Origin of the sequence: Corynebacterium guangdongense (assembly GCF_030408915.1) — a bacterium.
In the GTDB taxonomy this organism is placed as follows: Bacteria; Actinomycetota; Actinomycetes; order Mycobacteriales; family Mycobacteriaceae; genus Corynebacterium; species Corynebacterium guangdongense.
Window position 1 is genome coordinate 585,906 of record NZ_CP047654.1, and the last position, 19,062, is coordinate 604,967.

Genomic DNA, 19,062 nt, shown 5'->3' on the forward strand with positions numbered 1-19,062 from the left:
AACTACAGGGAGGTGTCCGGTATGACCGCTCGCATGATCTGGGTGAACGTGCTGCTCGCCGTAGGCACCCTCGGTCTCGTGATCGGAACGATTGATCCGCTGGAGGGCTCGGTGCTCATCGTGGCCGGGCTGATCCTCAATACGCTCGCCGCCTGGATCGCCTCCAGTCGGCAGCGGGGCCTGTTCACTTGGGCGCTCGGCGTGGCGGTGCTGAGCGTCGGCGCGCTTTTCGGCGTCAGCTTTCTCGGTGGCGTCGGGGGCGACACCGGCCGTTCCCTGTGGTGGTTGCTGCCCATCGTCGTCCCCTATGTCCTCGGCTGGGGGTTGGGCGTCATCGCCACCGTGCGCCTCTACCGGGAACTGGCTGAAGGCGCGAGGCCGAGCGGGCGTTCCCGCTGGGTCTGGCCCCTGCTGGTGCTCGGCACCGCCGGGCTGGTGCTCGGAGTCCTCGGGCCGCGGCTCGGCCCCTGGGGAGTGGCGTTAGCCGCCCTGGCCGCGTTTCTCTACCGCAGTCGCCACCGGCGGGTGCTGGCGTGGGCCTTGGGTCTCTCCGTGGTGGGGACCCTGCTGGTGCTGATCATCTTCTGGTGGGCGGTGTCCCAGGGCCGTGCCCCCGGCCCGGGGATGGAACCGGTCTTCTGGCGGATCGCCCCGGCGGCGATTCCGTACTACCTGGGCTGGGTCCTGGGGATTATCGGCGCCGTGGGGCTGTACCGGGAGTTGCTCGGCGCCAGGCGTGCGCCGAGCGAGCAGGCGGGGCAGACGGTATGAGCACCCACTCGCTGTTGATCGTCGGCGTCACCCTCCTCGCGCTGGGGGCCGTGGCGCCTGTCACCTGGCCGGCGCTCGCCGTCGTCGGGCTGCTGATCCTCACCGTCGCGGCCTACCGCGTCCGAAGCCGGACCCGGGGGATGTTCGCCGGTTCGCTGGTTCTGGTCGCGACCGGCTCGGCGACGATCGTCGGGCTGAGCCTCCTCGGCGGTGTTCCTGCCGGTCCGTCGTGGTGGCTGCTGCCCGTGGTCGTCCTCCACCTCGTCGGCGGGGTACTGGGAGCTCTCGCGCTCGTGCGCCTCTACCGGGAGCTCGCGCGGACGCAGGACCGTCTGCGGCTGGCCAGACCACTGATGATCGTCGGTACTGTGGGCCTCGTCATCGGCCTGTTCCCGCAGATGCTGCCCTGGGGCGTCGCGTTGATGGCGCTTGCCGCCCACGTTCTCGGTGGTCGGCGTCGGGTCCTGCTGACGTGGGCGCTGGGCGTCTCAGCGGTGGGCGGGATGATGATCATGGTCAACTACTGGCTGGCGATGGCCGGGGTCGGGCGCTTCGGGAGCGAACCGGGGGCGGGGCTCCTGGTGGCGGCACCGTACTACCTGGGCTGGGTGCTGGGCATCGTCGGCACGGTCCTGCTCTACCGGGACGCGGCGGCTGCCGGGCGTGTCCGGACGGTGCGGTAATGTGAAGCACCGACATCACTTGTGAGGATAGGGAGCATCACACCACATGCGCGACTACGTTGAAATCGGGATGGGCCGCGAGGCCCGCAGGACCTGGCAGCTGGACGACGTCTCCATCGTCCCGTCTCGCCGTACCCGCTCCTCCAAGGACGTGGACACCACCTGGAACATCGACGCCTACAGTTTCGATATTCCGGTGGCCAACCATCCGACCGACGCCCTGGCCGGCGTCGAGTTCGTCAAGGAGATGCACGCGCAGGGTGGCCTCGGCGTGATCAACGCCGAGGGCCTCATCGGTCGTCACGAGGACCTGGACGCGGCCGTGCGCAAGGTCATCGAGGCCAAGACCGCCGGCGGCAACGCCACCAAGGTGCTGCAGGAGCTGCACGCGGCGCCGATCGACCTGGGCCTGCTGACCGAGCGTATCCAGGAGATCCGGGACTCCGGCGCCACCGTCGCCGTCCGGGTCTCCCCGCAGCGTGCCCGCGAGCTGGCTCCGGACGTCGTCAAGGCGGGTACCGAGCTGCTGTTCATCCAGGGCACCATCATCTCCGCCGAGCACGTCGCCAGCGACGGCGATCCGATCAACCTCAAGGAGTTCATCGGCTCGCTCGAGGTTCCGGTCATCGCCGGCGGCGTCTCCGACGCCTCCACCGCGATGCACCTGATGCGCACCGGGGCGGCGGGCATCATCATCGGCGGCGGATTCAACTCATCCGGCCCGGCGCTGGGCATCGAGACCCCGATGGCGACCGCCATCGCCGACGCCGCCGCCGTGCGTCGCGAGTACATGGACGAGACGGGCGGCCGCTACGTTCACGTGATCGCCGACGGTGACATCTACACCTCCGGTCACGTCGCCAAGGCCATCGCCTGCGGCGCCGACGCCGTCATGCTCGGCTACCCGCTCGCGGCCGCCGAGGAAGCCGCGGCCGCCGGCTACTACTGGCAGTCCTCCGCCGCCCACCCGCGCTTCCCTCGCGGCGAGGTCGAGCAGCTCTTCGAGGAGAAGGTCAGCCTGGAGGTCCTCCTCAAGGGCCCGGCCACCGACCCCTGGGGCGGCCACAACATCATCGGCGGCCTGAGCCGGGCGATGGCCAAGTGCGGATACACCGACCTGAAGTCCTTCCAGAAGGTCGATCTCACAGTCAACTAATCCACGCCGGTCGATGCCCGCCGGTCCTGGTGGGCCTCTCGGGTAGGGTGGGCCACCGTCCCTGCACCAGACGTTATGGATTCCTTATGGCCCAGTCAGAGATTTCGACCATCATCGAGCGGATGCGTTCCGCCACTGCGCAGCTCGACCACGAGGCCTCGGTGGCCGCCGACGTCGACGCCGAGATGAGCGCCCTCGATGTCGAGGGTCCGGCCCGGACCCTGCTGCTTGCGCCACTGCAGGCCTGGGTTTCCATGCACGGGATCGTCGAGGAGCATATTGATCAGCTGGCGGACCTGCTCGCCGAGCTTGACGACGCCACGCAGCAGGTCGCCGCAGCCACCCCGGAGGAGAAGGACCGGCGCGTCGACAAGCAGCAGTCCCTGTCGCGCCGGGTGGCGCAGAAGGTGACGAGTGTGTCGGCGATCATGGAGGTGCCCCGGCAGCTCATCGACGACTGGCTCACCGAGACCAGCACGGGGCAGATCGGTCCTCTGGTGGACAGGGTCCGTGAGGCGCACGTCTCCGCGACCCGGGCGCTGGCCGAGCTGTCCTCCCTTTCGGGGGCACTGCAGCGCTAGGCCTCCTCGCTCGCTGACCAGCGGAGCAAGGTTATTGGCCGGGGTACTTGATAGGATCACCCTCGTGAGTATTCAACCAGTTCTTGTCGTCGATTTCGGCGCTCAGTACGCCCAGCTCATCGCGCGTCGTGTGCGTGAGGCCAACCTGTATTCGGAAGTCATTCCGCACACCGCGAGCGCTGAAGAGATCAAGGCCAAGAACCCGGCCGCCCTGGTGCTCTCCGGCGGCCCCTCCTCGGTCTACGCCGAGGACGCCCCGAAGCTCGACCCGGCCGTGTTCGAGCTCGGTGTTCCGGTGTTCGGAATCTGCTACGGCTTCCAGACCATGGCCAACGCCCTGGGCGGCACCGTCGAGCCGACCGGCGTCCGTGAGTACGGCCGCACCGAAATGTCGGTGGAAGGTGGCCAGCTGCACGAGGGTGAGACCAACACCGTCTGGATGTCGCACTCCGATTCGGTCACCAAGGCGCCGGAGGGCTTCACCGTCACCGCCTCCAGCCCGGGCGCCCCGGTCGCCGCGTTCGAGAACGTCGGGAAGAAGATGGCCGGCGTGCAGTACCACCCCGAGGTCGGCCATTCCCCGGAGGGGCAGGCCGTCCTGGAGCGCTTCCTGCACGGCGTCGCGGGCCTGCAGCCGACCTGGACCGCCGAGAACATCGCCGAGAAGCTCATCAATGACGTCAAGGAGCAGGTCGGCGACGGCCACGCCATCTGCGGCCTCTCCGGCGGCGTCGATTCTGCGGTGGCCGCGGCCATCGTGCAGCGTGCCATCGGCGACCGTCTGACCTGTGTCTTCGTCGACCATGGTCTGCTGCGCAAGTACGAGCGCGAGCAGGTGGAGAAGGACTTCGTCGAGGCCACCGGCGCCAAGCTCATCACCGTCCACGAGGCCGACGCCTTCCTGTCCAAGCTTGCCGGCGTGACCGAGCCGGAGGCCAAGCGCAAGGCCATCGGCGCCGAGTTCATCCGCTCCTTCGAACGGGCCGTGGCCCAGGCCATGGAGGGCCACGACGTGGAGTTCCTGGTCCAGGGCACCCTGTATCCGGACGTCGTCGAGTCCGGGGAGGGCTCCGGCACCGCCAACATCAAGAGTCACCACAACGTCGGCGGCCTGCCGGACGACGTCGAGTTCAAGCTGGTTGAGCCGCTGCGCCTGCTGTTCAAGGACGAGGTCCGCGCCGTCGGCCGCGAGCTGGGCCTGCCGGAGGTCATCGTCGGCCGCCAGCCGTTCCCGGGCCCCGGTCTGGGCATCCGCATCATCGGCGAGGTCACCGAGGAGCGTCTCGACATCCTGCGCGACGCCGACTACATCGCCCGCGAGGAGCTGACCAGGGCCGGTCTCGACGATGAGATCTGGCAGTGCCCGGTCGTGCTGCTGGCCGACGTCCGCTCCGTCGGCGTCCAGGGCGACGGCCGCACCTACGGCCACCCGATCGTGCTGCGCCCGGTGAGTTCCGAGGACGCGATGACCGCCGACTGGTCCCGCATCCCCTACGACGTGCTGGAGAAGATCTCCACCCGCATCACCAACGAGGTCAAGGAGGTCAACCGAGTCGTCCTCGATGTGACCTCCAAGCCGCCGGGAACTATCGAGTGGGAGTAAGCACCTCGACGTCGCCGATCGAATTCTCAATGTGAAGTGTGAGGGTTCGGCCGGCGGCGTCGTCGTTGTAGGACCCTGGCGTGCAGTTGCTGGTGCCGAGGGCGGTGTCGCACGTCAGCTCCACCGGAACGTCCTCCGGCAGGGTGACGTCGATGTCGCCCAGTGAGGTGGCGACCTTCACGCGGTGGTCCTCCTCGAGCCGGGGAAGATCAGAAAGGTCGAGGTCGATGTTGCCGATGCTGGCCTCGTAGGCGTCGGCGAGCTGGGACTCGTCCTGCACCGTCCTGGTGACGTCACCCATGGCTGCGTCATCGACGTAGACGAGCCCGTTTCTGCCGTCAACCCAGGCGAGGACCGTCGCGCCCAGCATGAGGACCACGGCGAAGCCGCCGATGAGCCAGGGCCAGATGCGCGGCTTCCTTTTCTTCGGGGTTTCGCGCGCCGGCGGATCCGGCAGATCCCAGGCGAAGGGGGCCGTCCCCAGCGGGTCCCAGGACGGCGGAGTCTGCTTCTGCTCGTAGCCCTCCGGGAAAGAGTAGGCGCTCAGATCCACCGGACCCGAGGCCGCGGTCGCGGGCACGTTCTGCGCCACGACGCCCTCCGGTGGGACGGGCAGACGGTGGTGGAGAGCGAACCAGGCCGCCGCGAGCAGCAGGAGCGCGATCAGGGTGGTGGAACCGACGCTGCCCATGGAGAACAGGAAGCCGGAGAAGAAGATGAAGCCGATCATCAGCCACCAGCCGGTGGGGCGTTCCTTCTTTTCCACGGGGTCAAGGTCTTCGGAACGTCTGAAGCAGGCTTCGATGGGGGAGGTCTTCATGCCGTAGCGGGGCATGAACCCCCAGGCGAGCAGGTAGGCCGCGATGCCGCCGCCGACGGACAGGGTGGCGACGACGAAGGCGATACGGACGATGGTCGGGTCGATTTGATAACGAACGCCGATGCCTTCACAGACGCCGGCCACTTTGGCGTTGCCGCCCTGGTTTTCGGGGATGCGGGGAGGGCGGGTGGCCCACATGTCGTTGAGGGTGCTCATGTCTTCATTGTGCGCACTACCTGCGGGAAGAAGTATCGGGATTCCCCCTGATTTCAAAGATCAGGGTCTGCCCGGATGGCGCCTGGGCTTTTCCCTGGGAGACTGACAGGCATGAAGGCTTATCCGGTTTACGCGCGCCCGAAGGACCGTGTCGTGGTCGCGGGCGTGGCGTCTGGTCTCGCCAGTCACCTCCGCGTCGACGTCCTCTACGTGCGCCTCGCGTTCGTTCTGCTCAGCGCCTTGTCCGGGATGGGTTTGCTGGCCTACGCCGCGCTCTGGGTGTTTTCCCGCCCCGGGGAGGTGGACCCGCCCCCGGAGAGGCGGTCGTTGTCGAGGTCGATGAATTATCTCCTGGTCGCTCTGGCGGTGGTCGTCGCCGGCCTGGCGTCGCTCACGCTCTCCGGCGCGCCGGTGGGGCTGTTCATCGCGCTCATCGTCGCCGGCGTCGGCGCCTACCTGGTCTGGCGGGGCTTCGACGCCGGCACCCGCGCCCGTACGTACTCCATCATCGGGGGTGCGGTGCTGGTGATCGTCGGCCTGCTCTCCGGTCTGGCGATCGGTTCCCCGCAGGACTTCTTCGGGTCACTGCTGGCGGTGGGGTTCACCCTGGCCGGCGTGGCGGTGTTCGCGGTGCCGGTGATGGTCCGGGTCCGGGACTCCCTGGCGGAGAAGGCCGCGACGGAGGAACGGGAGCAGATCGCCTCGCGCCTGCATGATTCCGTGCTGCAGACCCTGGCGCTCATCCAGAAGCGTTCCGAGCAGCCGGAGGAGGTCGTCCGTCTGGCCCGTTCCCAGGAGCGGGAGCTGCGCACCTGGTTGTTCGAGCCGAGTGATTCCCTGGATCTGACGGTCTTCGCCGCCATTGAGAAGGCCAGCGGGGAAGTGGAGGACATGTACGGCGTCCGCATTGCGCCGGTGACCGTGGGGACGGATGCCCCGTTGACGGAGGGCACCCAATCGTTGATTTTCGCTGCCCGGGAGGCGATGGTGAATGCGGCGAAACACGCGGGCGTCGACAAGCTGGATGTGTATGCGGAGGCTTTCGACGGCCTGGAGATTTTTGTGCGCGACCGGGGCCGCGGTTTTGACCCGGAGGACATTCCGGAGGATCGGCACGGGATCAGGGACTCGATCGTCGCGCGCGTGGAGAAGGCAGGCGGGACGGTCGCGATCAATTCCACGCCGGGGGAGGGGACAGAGGTTATTCTGAGGACATGGTGACGGTGTTCCTGGTTGACGACCACTCTGTGTTCCGTGCGGGCGTACGCTCCGAGCTCGACGGCCGGGTGAAGGTCGTCGGCGAGGCGGGGAGCGTGGACATGGCCGTGCGCGGCATCGCCGAGACGAACCCCGACGTCGTGCTCCTTGACGTCCACATGCCCGAGGGGGGCGGCCTGGCCGTGATCAAAGCGGTGCCGGAGCAGACCTACCTTGCCCTGAGCGTGTCGGATGCGGCCGAGGACGTCATCGCGATCATCCGGGCCGGCGCCCGCGGTTATGTCACGAAGTCGATCGAGGCAGGGGAGCTGGCGGAGGCCGTCTCACGGGTCAACGACGGCGACGCCTACTTCTCTCCCCGCCTGGCGGGCTTCGTCCTCGACGCCTTCGCCGGTGCGGTGGTGGAGGAGGAGGAAGCCGAGCGGGACCCGGCGGTCGACGCCCTGACCCGGCGTGAGCTGGAGGTGCTGCGGCTGCTGGCGCGCGGCTACACCTACCGGGAGATCGGCGCCCAGCTGTTCATCTCCATCAAGACGGTCGAGACGCACGCCTCGAACATTCTGCGCAAGACGCAGCAGTCCAACCGGCATCAGCTGACCCGTTGGGCGCACCAGCAGGGGTTAGGCGAAGGCTAGTTTCCTCGTCCCGTCCGCGTGCGGGAAAATCCAGTAGGCCACGGCCATGGTGAGCAGGCCCGCGAGCGCGGCGCCCCACCACGGCAGATGGATGACGGGCGTGAGCATGGCCAGCGCCCACCAGATCATCAGCGGAATCAGCTGGGCGACGCCCGGCGTCGTCTCCGCGTACGCCTTCATTTTCCGGCGGTAGGGGTGGGCGAAGACCAGCAGGACGGCGGCCAGCGCCGCGAGAACGCCAAGGCCGAGAGCGGTGAAGAGGCCCAGCGCGGACCAGAAGAACGCGAGGGACAGACCCGCCAGAGCCGACGCGCCGAATCGGACTCCGGGCGGGGTCGGGATGGGGGTGTGGTTCATGCGCATGTTCGCGTAGGCATCCATGCTGGTTAACGCTATCAGTTGACGGGATCTTTCCCGGCGGCCATACTGGAAGACATGGATAGAACGCGTGTTCGAATCACGGCGGGGGTCTCGCGCTCTGAGCACATCGCCGCTCTGCGTGCGCGCATGGAGCAGCTCGAGGGGGCCGCCCCGGCGCTCGAGCACGAGGTTCTCTCCGTCGGTGACCTGGATCGCGTCCTCCCGGCTGGTGGACTGGCGCGGCAGGCGGTCACCGAGGTGTCCGACTGTCCCGCCCTCGTCGTCGAGATCATCCGGGAGGTTAGCGGACGGGGCGGACACGTCGGCGTCGTCGGCTGGCCGGACCTCTCGCTGGCTGACGTCGAGCGTCTCGAGCAGGTCATCGTCGTCCCCGATCCGGGTGGAGATCCGCTCGGCGTCACCTCCGTCCTGGTGGAGGGGCTGGACCTGGTGGTCTGGCATTCACATGTCCCGCTCACCCTCTCCCCGGTGCGGGCGCGTCCGCTGCTCGGCAGGCTCCGGCAGGGGCGGGCCGCGCTGCTCATCGTCAACCTGGCCGTCCAGTCGCCCGCCGCGCGCGTTGACGCCCGTGTCACCACCTACCGCGGCATCGGCCGGGGTACCGGGCGGATCCGGGGCTACGACATCGCCGTGAAGGAGACCACCCGGCGGGCGTCGATGACGCTGAACGTGGGTGAGGCGCCGCGTCTGAGGGCCGTGTGATGCGGGTGGCCGCCCTGTGGTTCCCGGACTGGCCGATCCAGGCCGCGCGCCGGGAGCTCGGTATCGAGGGTCCCCTCGCCATCGTGAGGAACCACCGCATCCGCGTGCATTCGGGAGGCCTCCGGCGCGGGATGAAGGTGCGTCAGGCGCAGGCGCTCATTCCTGCGCTGACCCTGCTCGACGACGCCCCCGACCGCGACGGACGCGTCTTCGCCGAGATTGCCGCCGGCCTCGATGACGTCGCCTCCTCCATCGAGGTGCTGCGCCCCGGGCTGGTCCTCGTCGACGCCTCGGCCGCCGCCCGCTTCCACGGCGGGGAGAACGTCGCCGTCGAGATGCTTCTCGACGCCGCCACCCGCATCAACCTCGACGTCCAGGTGGGCGTGGCCGATGAGATAGCCACCGCAGTGCTGGCCGCGCGCCACAACCGGATCGTCACGGATTCCAGCGATTTCCTGTCCGGCCTGCCCCTCCGGTCCCTGGAGGCGGTGGATTGTGACCGGAGCATCCTGTCCTCGCTGAACATTCTCGGGGTGCGCACCCTGGGCGAACTGGCGGCCCTCCCGGCCGAGTCCGTGGCGACGCGCTTCGGTTCCGCGGGCATGCTTTGTCACCGCATCGCCCGGGCGGAACCTGACCGCCGCGTCGCCCCCGAACCGCAGGCGCCCCCGCTGGCGGTGACGGTGGCGCCGGAGGAACCCATCGAGCGCGTCGATGAGGCGGCCTTCGCCGGCCGCGCCCTGGCCGCGCGGTTGCACGGGAAACTGCGTGACGCCGGGCAGGTGTGCCTGCGTCTGCAGGTCACTGCGGAGGTGGAACAGGGCGTGGTGGAGCGGGTCTGGCGGACGCGGGAGCCCCTCACGGAATCCGCCACCGCTGATCGGGTGCGCTGGCAACTCGACGGCTGGCTCACCGGCGGCAACTCCGGCCGCATTCTCTCCCTGACCCTGACCGCCCTGGACGTCGCCGTCCCCGTCGCCGGTGAGCTCTGGCGGGACGGCGCCTCCGCGGCGGCGGCGCGGCGCGTCGTTGAGCGCGTGCAGTCGACGCTCGGCGTCGACCGCGTGCTGCAACCCCGGCATGCCGGTGGGCGGGGAGTGGCGGAAAGGATTGACTTCATCCCCTTCGGTGAGCGGCCCATCCCCGGGCTGGACGGGTCCTGGCCTGGTCGGATTCCTTCACCGCTGCCCGCGCGGCTCGGCTCCGGCCCGCAGCACCCCGCCGCACGGGTCCGGCTTGTCGACGCGCGCGCCGCCGACGTCTACGTCACCGCGGAAGCGCTGCTCAGCTCCGATCCCTACGCTCTCGGGTGGGGCCGGGCCCGCTACCTGGTCGTCGCCTGGTCCGGGCCGTGGCCGGTGGATCTGGGGTGGTGGCATGGCCGGCGGCGGGTGGCCCGCCTGCAGGTGGTGGGCGTGGACGGCGCGGAGGAACAGAGGGCCTGGCTGCTCATCTGGGTGAAGGGGTGGCGGGTGGAGGCCACCTACGGTTAGTTCTGGACGATGTCCACGACGAGGCGCTTGGGCTCCTCGAGAACCTGCACGGAGTAGGCGGCTTGGCGCTGCAGGCCGATGACGAACTGGGATCGGCCCTCGAAGGTGCCGACACTGATGACCTCGTTCACGTTGCCGGAGCCCGGGATGCGACCCAGCCGGGGATCCTCCATGCCCAGTTCAAACGGGTAGGCCGTGCCGTCAATGTTGACGTTGAGTGCGATGGCGCCTTCGTGGGCCACCGGGGTGCCGGAGCCCTGCTGGGACGGCTTGTTCGTGTAGTCGATGAACCAGCCGGGCTCACCGCTGCCCACGAGGTCGAAGACGACGCGGTCGAAGCCTTCGTGGCTGCCGACGCGGACGTTGACGACCATGAGTTGGGCGGGGGCTTCCGGGCGCTGCGTCTTCACCGTGGTGTTCGCGTTGCCGAGCGGGGTCAGTCCGACGCCGGTTCCGGCGGTGCTGGCGGCGAGGGTGGTGCCGCCTTGGGCAGGGCTGCAGGCGACGAGGCCGACGGCCATGGAGGTCACGAGCAGAGCGAGGCGGGCTGTCGTGCGAAGGTCTGCGCTCATGCCTGCCACCGTAACTAGGGGGTCACAAGGATGAAAATTAAAACGGGGGTCCCCCAGTGATTGTATCCGCATCGTTATAGAGGCCATGCATTCGCCTGTATAAAATGCGGGAAGGTGGCGAACTGGCCCCGAAAGGGGGTGGCGTGTCTGCGGTCTCGGATAGCTTCAATTTCGAACGTATGAGCTAACATATTTTTCGGGGGAAGAGCAGCTGTGACTGACGGAGATGACGGTCCCTACTACGCGCTATGTTCACCACACGATCCGATCGCGCAGGCGGCCCTGGTGGCGCGCCGCGCGGACTACGCCGCCTGGCGGGTCTGCCACTCGCAGGTCGGACCACTGACCGAAGGCAACCGGGACTGGGACGAGCACGCCGCCGAGCTCAGGGCCTCGCCCGGCGGCACCCCACGCTTTATTGAGTCCCACCTGGTTGCGCTCGACGTCCTGGACCGGCTGCCGTCGCTCAGGCGTCTCGTCGAGGACATGATGCATCTCGACATGTACACGCTGGTCCGCATCGCGGAGGTCATCTTCAAGCTCGATCCCGATCTCGACGGGGACGCCGGGGCATGGGCGTTCCTCGATGAGCAGCTCACCGCCTACCTCACTCCGAAGAGGGCCGCGCAGGTGCTGCCGACTCCCGCGGCGATCACCCGGAAGCTCAGGCAGCTGCTTTCGCTGCTCCAGGCCGAGATACCGGACGGGAAGAAGAAGGAGAGGGAACAGAAGAGGGAGCTCGACGACGGGTACCTGCAGTATCCGGATGGTCCCGGCACCGTCGGCACCGCGATCAGCCATGATCAGGCCACCGCCGCCATCATTGACCGGGCACTGCGTGAGCATGCGGCGCAGAAAGGCCTCACCATCGCGGAGGCGCACGCCGACATCGTCCTCAACCAGGTCACCGTCAGTGTGACGATGAACGTCTACAAGGCCAACGACATCCCGGGCGCCCCGACGTTCCTCCCCGACCGGACCCTGCTGACGGAGGAAGCCGAGGAGAAGCTGGATGAGCACGTCGGCCGGGTGCGGGACATGGACGAGGCCGCGCACTCTGAGGTGGAGGGGTACTCGCCCTCCGGAGCGCAGCGCGCCTACCTGGAAGGGCGGGACGGGACCTGCCGATGGCCCGGGTGCGACGCCCCCGCGGAGGGGACGGACAAGGACCATCGCGTCAACCATGCCGACGGCGGGGCGACTTCACCCAGGAACATGGTCTGCCTCTGCCGCCGCCACCACAACCGAAAGACGGAGAAGCTGATCCACTACCTCTTCGACGACGTCACCGGCGACGTCTACTGGCTCTTCGCCAACGGGAAGTGGGTGGTCGATGAAGCGGCCGGGCCACTGGCCCCGGCCAATCGCCGCTGGCTCTCGACCCTGGGTGAGCGTCTGAAGAAACGCCGGGCCCGGCTGTGGGGAACCGCCTGAGCAGGCTCGGGAAATGGGGGAGGAAAATGGAACAACCGCCCGAGAAGCGCGATCCTCGGACGGTCGTCTGACGCCTAGCGTCGCATGATCTTCTTCGACAGCCAGTTGCCGAAGACCTGCGCCAGCTGAACGATGACCACGATGACCAGGACGGCTGCCCAGGTCGCCTCCTGGTCGAAGGCGCGGTAGCCGTAGACGATGGCGAAATCGCCCAGGCCACCGGCGCCGACGTAGCCGGCCATCGCGGACATGTCGACGATGGCGATGAACAGGAAGGTGTAACCGAGGATCAGGGGGCCGAGTGCCTCGGGAATGATCACCGTGCGGATGATGCGCCACGGCGAGGCGCCCATCGCCCGGGCGGCCTCAATCTTGCCCGGGTGGATGGCGACGAGGTTCTGCTCGACGATACGGGCCACCGAGAACGTCGCGGCAATGACCATGACGAATACCGCCGCGTTCCTGCCGATGGTCGTGCCCACCACCTCAATGGTCACCGGCGCCATCATCGCGATGAGGATGATGAACGGGATCGGACGGATGAAGTTCACCAGAAAATTCAGCACCCAGTAGACGGCCTTGTTCTGCAGGATCCCGCCCTGTCGGGTGGTGAACAGGAGGATGCCGACGAGCAGTCCCAGGACACCGGCGGCCACCAGCGTGATGATGACCATGTAGAGGGTGTCCCAGACGGCCTCGGCGAAAGTCGGGCCCAGGCGCTCCCAGTCGGCCGCGAGAAGCGTTGTCGTCATCGGCGAATCTCCTCAATCTCGGTGGTCAGGTTAAGGGAGCGATAAAACTCCTCAATTGCCGCATCCGGTCCGGTGAGACGGACCGTGACCTTGCCGAAGGACTTCTTCTGCAGGGTCGTCACGCCACCGTGGACGACGTCGAGGGAACCGCCGGCGTCGATGAACCTGGCCGACGCGGAGAAGAACCCGCTCTCCTCGGTCAGGGCGATGGTGAACAGTCGCCCGGCGTGGGCCAGCAGATCCTCGGCCTCGACCTCGTCCGGGGTGTTGCGCAGCGAGGTGGCGACAAAGCGTTTCGCCACCGCAGTCTCCGGGTTGGAGAAGACGTCGTAGACCGTCCCGTACTCGACGACGCGCCCCCGCTCCATGACCGCGACCTTGTCGGCGATCGAACGGACCACGTCCATTTCGTGGGTGATCACGACGATGGTGATGCCGAACTCCCGGTTGACCTTGCGCAGGAGATCGAGGACCTCATGCGTGGTCTCCGGATCGAGGGCGGAGGTGGCTTCGTCGGCGAGCAGCAGGCGCGGGTTGGTGGCGAGCGCACGGGCGATGCCGACGCGCTGCTTCTGCCCGCCGGAAAGCTGTTCCGGAAAGCTCTTCGCACGATCGCCCAGGCCCACGAACTCGAGCAGTTCCCGGACCCGGGCCTTGCGGTCCTTGGCACCGATGATCTCCAGCGGATATTCGACGTTGCGGGCCGCGGTGCGGGAGTCCAGCAGGTTGAACTGCTGGAAGATCATGCCGATGTCCTGGCGGATGGTGCGCAGCTGCTTCTCGGACTTGCCGACGACGTCGACGCCGTCGAGGAGAATGCTGCCGCCGGTTGCCGTGTCCAGGCCGTTGATCAGCCGAACCAGGGTGGATTTGCCGGCCCCGGAATAGCCGATGACACCGAGTATCTCGCCGGGCTCGACCGTGAAGCTCACGTTGTCGACGGCGACGATATCGGTGTCGAAGACTTTGGACACGCCTTGAAACTCAATGCGTGTACCTGCCATGTTTAGGAGTTCTCCTCTTCCAGGCGCTGCAGGATCTGCTCGAGGTCCTCGCGCGGACGGTCCACGGCGACGGCGGTGCCGCCGGAGGATTCCTGGACGGCCTCGGCGACGGCCGGGTCCTTCCAGAGCTCGGCGAGCTCGTTGATGCGCTCGTCGTCGGCCTTCTCCGGGGTGGTGGCCCAGATGTTGATGTACGGCTCGGCGCCCTCGGAGTTCGGATCGTCCTCGAGGATGGCGTCGTCCGGGTTCAGGCCTGCACGAAGGACGAAGCTGTTGTTGACGACGGCAGGCTCGCCGGAGTTGTAGGCGATGGTGGTCTGCGCGGCGTCGACCGGGGTGACCTCGACCTTGGAGGCTGCCTGGTCGACGTCTGCCGGGGTCGGGCTCAGCAGGCCCTCCTCCTTGAGGGTGACCAGGCCGTTGGCGGCCAGCAGGTTGATGGCGCGGCCCTGGTTGGTCGGATCGTTCGGGACGGCGACGCGCTGGCCCTCGATGCCGTCCAGGGAGTCGTGGCCGTCCCAGAACAGTGCCAGCGGGTAGATCTCGGTGGAGGAGATCGGGACCAGGTCGGCGCCGGCGCCGACGTTGTACTCCGCGAGGAACGCTAGGTGCTGGAACTTGTTGACGTCGATCTGATCCTGGACCAGGGCGTCGTTCGGGGTGTTGTAGTCCGAGAACGGAACGATCTCCATCTCGATGCCCTTCTCCTCGGCGAGGTCCGCGAAGACCTCCCACTCCGGAAGGTTGTCGTCGGTGGTGCCGACGCGGATGGGCTCATTGCTCTCGGCGGCGGTGTCGGTGCTCTCGGATTCGGAGGAGCACGCCACCAGGCTGGTAGCGGCGAGGGTGGCTGCAGTCAGCGTTGCAATGCGACGGATGTTCATGGTCCGGTCCTTGTCTTGGGGGTACGGAAGTGACTTCCGTAAACTTAGCAAATGCTGTACCGCTTGGTCTATTTAGGGACAATGAGTGGTCCGGAGGCTAGCGGTCGAACCAGCGCTCCTCCTGTTCCAGAATGCGCTGGAGCTCGGCCCGGCCCTTGTCGACCGGCACGGCGGTGCCGCGGGAGGATTCAATGACGGCCTCGTCGACGGCCGGGTCGTGCCAGAGGTCGACGAGTTCATTGAGCCGTTCGTCGTCGACCTTGTCCGGCGTGGTCGCCCACACGTAGGTGTACGGCTCGGAGGCGACGTCGGCGGGGTCGTCGGAGGCGAGCGCGCTGCTGGCGTCGACCCCGGCCAGCGCCAGCCCGGAGCTGGGGATGACGGCGGCGGAACCCTCCTCGAAGGCGGCGACGACCTCCGCCGGGGCGACCGGACGCACGGTGACCTCAGAGTCCGCCGCCAGGATGTCCGCCGGCGTCGGATGTGCGGGGGCGCCTTCGCGCAGCGTGACCAGGCCCGCGTCCCGGAGCAGGTTGATGGCGCGGCCCTGATTGGCGGCGTCCTGGGGGATGGTGACCTCCTCGCCCCTCACCTCCGCGAGGCCGCCCTCGAAGTACAGGCCCAGCGGGTAGACGGCCGTCGAGGCGATCGGGACGAGGTCCTCCTCCGCGCGGACGTTGTAGCCGCCGAGGTAGCTCAGGTGCTGGAAGTTGTTGAGGTCGATCTGGCCGCTGGCGAGTGCGTCGTTGGGCGTCGTGTAATCGCCGTAGGTGACGATCTCGACCTCAAATCCGTGCTCCCGCGCCAGTTCCTGGAACACGTGCCATTCGCGCTGGTTCGCGTCGATGGCGCCGATGCGGATGGTGTCGGAGGGCGCGTCCGTGCAGGCCACTAAAGTGACTGCACTGAACGCGACAAGGGCGAGGCTGCGAAGGCGCACGGGGATCCTTTCAGGATTTCTGGACGGGGTTCAATCTAGCATCCGAACTATTAGAACCTATGTTCGACTGGGGGGGTAGGCTTCGGATCATGAGGTTCAACGCGAAGCCACTGAACTGGTCCCGGATGGAGGCCATCCTGTCCGGGCGCAGTGAGCCGACCCCGGTGCCCGCCTCGGCGGGCGTCGACAAGCCTGTCCCGGGAAAGGATGCGACCCCTTTCGCCGAGCTGCACGCCACCAGCTCCTACGCGTTCCTGGCCGGGGCCGCCGACCCGGACGCCATGGTCGCCCGGGCCGTCGAACTCGGGCTGACGCACCTGGCGCTGCTCGACCGGGACGGCTTCTACGGGGCCGTGCGTTTCGCGGAGGCCGCCCGGGAGGTGGGCCTGGCCACGGTGCACGGCGCCGAAATCTCCCTCGAGCGGCCCCTGACCCTGCTGTGCCGCGGGCCCGAGGGCTACCGTCGCCTCTCCCACCTGATGTCGGACGCGCACATGCGCACGCGGGCGAAGAATGAGGTCGCCTACCTGCAGATCGAGCAGATCGCCGAGGAACTGGGCGGGCACTGCGTCGTGCTCGTCGACCACCCCTGGACGCCGCAGATGGGCAGGCTTGTCGACGCCTTCGGGGAGGACAACCTCGTCCTCGAGTACGCGGTGACCATGAGGCCGGAGGACGCGGACCACCACCGTCTGCTCGACAGGTTCAACAATCTGCGCGGCATCGTCTCCGCCCGGCCAGCGGCGGCGACCCGGCAGGACGGCCGCCTGGCCGCGGCAAAATACTCCCTGGGCATGCGCCGCTCGCTGGCGGGCGCGGAGCGGGATCTGCACCCCATGGGCGCACCGTGGCTGCGCTCGGGGGAGCAGATGCTGCGCATGAGCCGGCGTCCGGACCTGGTGGCGAACGCGGTGACGCTGGCCGAGGAGCTGTCGTTCCCGCTGGCGCTGGTGGCCCCGGAGCTGCCGGACTTCGAGACGCCGGCGGGGCACACGGAAATGAGCTGGCTGGCGGAGCTGACGAGGGAGCGGGCGCGGCTGCGTTACCGCTCGCGGCCCCCGGAGATACAGGCCCGGGCGATGACGCAGATCGATCATGAACTCGGCGTCATCGGGTCCCTGAACTTCCCGGGCTACTTTCTCATCGTCAACGACCTGGTGGACTTCTGCCGGGACAACGACATCCTGTGCCAGGGACGCGGCTCCGCGGCGAACTCCGCGGTGTGTTTCGCGCTGGGCATCACCAACGCGGAGCCGATCTCGGCGGGGCTGCTGTTCGAACGTTTCCTGTCCCCGGAACGCGACGGACCGCCGGACATCGACATCGACATCGAATCCGGCCGACGCGAGGAGGTGATCCAGTACGTCTACGGCAGGTACGGGCGCGACAACGCGGCCCAGGTGGCCAACGTCATCACCTACCGGCGCAAGGGCGCGGTGCGCGACGCGGCGCGGGCGTTGGGTTACCCGCAGGGCGCGGCCGACGGCTGGGTCAAGGGCACGGCCGAGGTGCCGGGCGACGTCGCCGAGCTCGCCGCCGCCTTCCTGGGCCAACCCCGGCACCTGGGCATCCACTCCGGGGGCATGGTCATCTGCGACCGGCCCATCGCCGACGTCGTGCCCGTCGAGTGGGCGCGCATGGAGAACCGCTCCGTGGTCCAGTGGGACAAGGACGACTGTGCCGTGGCAGGGCTGGTCAAGTTCGACCTGCTCGGCCTGGGCATGCTCGAGGCGCTGCACCACATGATCGACCTGGTGCGCCAGCAGTACGGCCGCACCGTCAACCTGTGGGAGCTGGACCTGGCGGACCCGGAGGTCTACGACATGCTCTGCCGGGCCGATGCGGTCGGGGTGTTCCAGGTGGAGTCGCGCGCACAGCTGGCGACGCTGCCCCGGCTCAAGCCCCGGACCTTCTTTGACCTGGTGGTGGAGGTGGCGCTGGTCCGTCCCGGCCCCATTCAGGGAGGTTCGGTGCACCCCTACCTGCGCCGGCGTGACGGGAGGGAGAAAATCGAGTACGACCACCCCGTGCTGGAGAAGTCGCTGGGCAAGACGCTCGGGGTGCCGTTGTTCCAGGAGCAGCTCATGCAGATCGCCGTCGACGCGGCGGGCTTCTCCGGCGGCGAGGCCGACCAGTTGCGCCGGGCGATGGGGTCGAAGAGATCGCCCGAGCGGATGGAGGCGCTACGCGTGCGTTTCCATGAGGGGTTGGAGCGGACCAACGGGATTGTCGGGGAGACCGCGGAGAAGCTGTGGAACAAGATCGTCGCCTTCGCGGCCTACGGCTTCCCGGAATCGCACTCGCAGTCCTTCGCCTCGCTCGTCTACTTCTCGGCCTGGTTCAAACACCACTACCCGGCGGAGTTCTGCGTCGGCCTGCTGCGGGCGCAGCCGATGGGGTTCTATTCGCCGCAGTCGCTGATCCAGGACGCGCGTCGGCACGGCATCGAGATCCTGCCGGTCGACGTCAACGAGTCCGGCGCCCAGGCGAAGGTTACGGACGGCCGCATTCGAGTGGGTCTCAATCTCATTGCCGGGCTGGGGGAGAAGGCGGCGGAGCGCGTCGAGCAGCATGCCCCCTACACCTCCATCGCGGATCTCTCGCGCCGGGCGGACCTCACGGTGGTGCAGACCGAGGCGCTGGCGAAGGCCGGCGCGCTGTCGACGTTCGGGGACCGGCGGCGGACGCTGTGGGAGGCGGGCGTCGCGGCGACGGAACGTGAGGGCATGCTGCCGGGACTCTCGGCGATCACCGCGCCGACCCTGCCGGGGATGAACGCCTTCGAGCTGATGGTCGCGGACATCGTGACCACCGGCGTCACCGCGGACCGACAGCCGATGGCCATGGTGCGGGCGGGGTTGGCGGAGGCGGGGGTGTTGACGGCCGCCGCGCTCCGGACCGCGCGGGACAACTCGCGAGTCCGGGTGGCGGGGATCGTCACGCACCGCCAGCGCCCGCAGACGGCCTCCGGCCTGACGTTTCTGGGCTTGGAGGACGAGACCGGGCTGATCAACGTCATGGTCTCGCCGGGCCTGTGGAAGCGGCAGCGCGTCCTCGCCCGCACGGCCAGGGCGCTGGTCATCCGGGGTATCGTCCAGAACGCCAGCGGCGCGGTCAGCGTCGTCGCCGACCGGCTGGAACCGCTGGAACTGGGGGAGTGGCTGAGTAGGGGGTCGCGGGACTTCCGCTGAGCGCACCAGCCCGGATATACGATGGC

General features: G+C 68.1%; 18 protein-coding genes. 11 read left to right on the top strand and 7 right to left on the bottom strand.

Going from position 1 to position 19,062, the window contains the following annotated elements:
* Window positions 1-21: 21 nt before the first annotated feature.
* The 5 genes from CGUA_RS02870 (at window position 22) to guaA (ending at window position 4,794) form a co-directional block, all read left to right on the top strand.
* Entirely contained in the window at window positions 22-771 is a 750-nt protein-coding gene (locus CGUA_RS02870; protein WP_290197536.1) for a DUF2339 domain-containing protein, read from the top strand.
* Window positions 768-1,454, top strand: coding sequence for a hypothetical protein (locus CGUA_RS02875; RefSeq protein ID WP_290197538.1), 687 nt, complete (start codon window positions 768-770; stop codon window positions 1,452-1,454). The genes CGUA_RS02870 and CGUA_RS02875 overlap by 4 nt, the downstream gene beginning before the upstream one ends.
* A 46-nt stretch (window positions 1,455-1,500) precedes the next feature.
* The gene (locus CGUA_RS02880) at window positions 1,501-2,610 is read left to right on the top strand and encodes a GuaB3 family IMP dehydrogenase-related protein (protein ID WP_290197541.1); all 1,110 of its coding nucleotides are present in this window, start codon (window positions 1,501-1,503) and stop codon (window positions 2,608-2,610) included.
* Between the two features lie 86 nt (window positions 2,611-2,696).
* On the top strand, window positions 2,697-3,191 hold the full coding sequence (locus tag CGUA_RS02885) for a hypothetical protein (protein ID WP_290197543.1): 495 nt from the start codon (window positions 2,697-2,699) through the stop codon (window positions 3,189-3,191).
* A gap of 64 nt (window positions 3,192-3,255) precedes the next feature.
* Window positions 3,256-4,794: a glutamine-hydrolyzing GMP synthase gene (guaA, locus tag CGUA_RS02890; RefSeq protein ID WP_374725020.1), complete on the top strand. Its 1,539-nt coding sequence runs from the start codon at window positions 3,256-3,258 to the stop codon at window positions 4,792-4,794.
* Here guaA and CGUA_RS02895 read toward each other — a convergent pair.
* Complete coding sequence (locus tag CGUA_RS02895; protein ID WP_290197545.1) at window positions 4,778-5,830, bottom strand: PspC domain-containing protein; 1,053 nt, start codon at window positions 5,828-5,830, stop codon at window positions 4,778-4,780. The two genes, guaA and CGUA_RS02895, sit on opposite strands and share 17 nt — an antisense overlap.
* Before the next feature lie 111 nt (window positions 5,831-5,941).
* On the opposite strand from CGUA_RS02895, the gene CGUA_RS02900 reads away from it, so the two are divergent.
* Both CGUA_RS02900 and CGUA_RS02905 read left to right on the top strand, forming a co-directional pair.
* Window positions 5,942-7,051, top strand: coding sequence for an ATP-binding protein (locus tag CGUA_RS02900; RefSeq protein ID WP_290197547.1), 1,110 nt, complete (start codon window positions 5,942-5,944; stop codon window positions 7,049-7,051).
* Entirely contained in the window at window positions 7,045-7,683 is a 639-nt protein-coding gene (locus tag CGUA_RS02905) for a response regulator (protein WP_290197549.1), read from the top strand. Before CGUA_RS02900 ends, CGUA_RS02905 begins: the two co-directional genes overlap by 7 nt.
* Here CGUA_RS02905 and CGUA_RS02910 read toward each other — a convergent pair.
* Window positions 7,669-8,064: a hypothetical protein gene (locus tag CGUA_RS02910; RefSeq protein ID WP_290197551.1), complete on the bottom strand. Its 396-nt coding sequence runs from the start codon at window positions 8,062-8,064 to the stop codon at window positions 7,669-7,671. The two genes, CGUA_RS02905 and CGUA_RS02910, sit on opposite strands and share 15 nt — an antisense overlap.
* A gap of 54 nt (window positions 8,065-8,118) precedes the next feature.
* Here CGUA_RS02910 and imuA' point away from each other — a divergent pair, with 54 nt between their 5' ends.
* Both imuA' and CGUA_RS02920 read left to right on the top strand, forming a co-directional pair.
* A complete protein-coding gene (imuA', locus tag CGUA_RS02915; protein WP_290197553.1) occupies window positions 8,119-8,766 on the top strand; it encodes a DnaE2-dependent mutagenesis accessory factor ImuA' in 648 nt (215 codons plus the stop codon).
* Entirely contained in the window at window positions 8,766-10,259 is a 1,494-nt protein-coding gene (locus tag CGUA_RS02920) for a Y-family DNA polymerase (RefSeq protein WP_290197555.1), read from the top strand. The genes imuA' and CGUA_RS02920 overlap by 1 nt, the downstream gene beginning before the upstream one ends.
* On the opposite strand, the gene CGUA_RS02925 is transcribed toward CGUA_RS02920, so the two are convergent.
* Window positions 10,256-10,831 carry an AMIN-like domain-containing (lipo)protein gene (locus CGUA_RS02925; RefSeq protein WP_290197557.1) on the bottom strand — a complete coding sequence of 192 codons (576 nt, stop codon included), beginning with the start codon at window positions 10,829-10,831 and terminating at the stop codon, window positions 10,256-10,258. The two genes, CGUA_RS02920 and CGUA_RS02925, sit on opposite strands and share 4 nt — an antisense overlap.
* Window positions 10,832-11,044: 213 nt before the next feature.
* On the opposite strand from CGUA_RS02925, the gene CGUA_RS02930 reads away from it, so the two are divergent.
* Entirely contained in the window at window positions 11,045-12,265 is a 1,221-nt protein-coding gene (locus CGUA_RS02930) for an HNH endonuclease signature motif containing protein (RefSeq protein ID WP_290197559.1), read from the top strand.
* 74 nt (window positions 12,266-12,339) lie between these two features.
* Here the strand turns inward: CGUA_RS02930 and CGUA_RS02935 are convergent, their stop codons facing one another.
* The 4 genes from CGUA_RS02935 to CGUA_RS02950 all read right to left on the bottom strand — a co-directional run bounded on the left by CGUA_RS02935 (window position 12,340) and on the right by CGUA_RS02950 (window position 15,797).
* Window positions 12,340-13,017 (bottom strand): methionine ABC transporter permease, encoded by a 678-nt coding sequence (locus CGUA_RS02935; protein ID WP_290197562.1) that lies wholly within the window; start codon window positions 13,015-13,017, stop codon window positions 12,340-12,342.
* Window positions 13,014-14,021 (bottom strand): methionine ABC transporter ATP-binding protein, encoded by a 1,008-nt coding sequence (locus tag CGUA_RS02940; protein ID WP_290197565.1) that lies wholly within the window; start codon window positions 14,019-14,021, stop codon window positions 13,014-13,016. The genes CGUA_RS02935 and CGUA_RS02940 overlap by 4 nt, the downstream gene beginning before the upstream one ends.
* A gap of 2 nt (window positions 14,022-14,023) precedes the next feature.
* The gene (locus CGUA_RS02945; RefSeq protein ID WP_290197567.1) at window positions 14,024-14,905 is read right to left on the bottom strand and encodes a MetQ/NlpA family ABC transporter substrate-binding protein; all 882 of its coding nucleotides are present in this window, start codon (window positions 14,903-14,905) and stop codon (window positions 14,024-14,026) included.
* A 97-nt stretch (window positions 14,906-15,002) separates the two neighbouring features.
* Window positions 15,003-15,797, bottom strand: a complete 795-nt coding sequence (locus tag CGUA_RS02950) for a MetQ/NlpA family ABC transporter substrate-binding protein (RefSeq protein ID WP_290197569.1) — start codon at window positions 15,795-15,797, stop codon at window positions 15,003-15,005.
* Between the two features lie 137 nt (window positions 15,798-15,934).
* On the opposite strand from CGUA_RS02950, the gene CGUA_RS02955 reads away from it, so the two are divergent.
* Window positions 15,935-19,036, top strand: coding sequence for an error-prone DNA polymerase (locus CGUA_RS02955; protein ID WP_290197571.1), 3,102 nt, complete (start codon window positions 15,935-15,937; stop codon window positions 19,034-19,036).
* Window positions 19,037-19,062 lie beyond the last annotated feature (26 nt).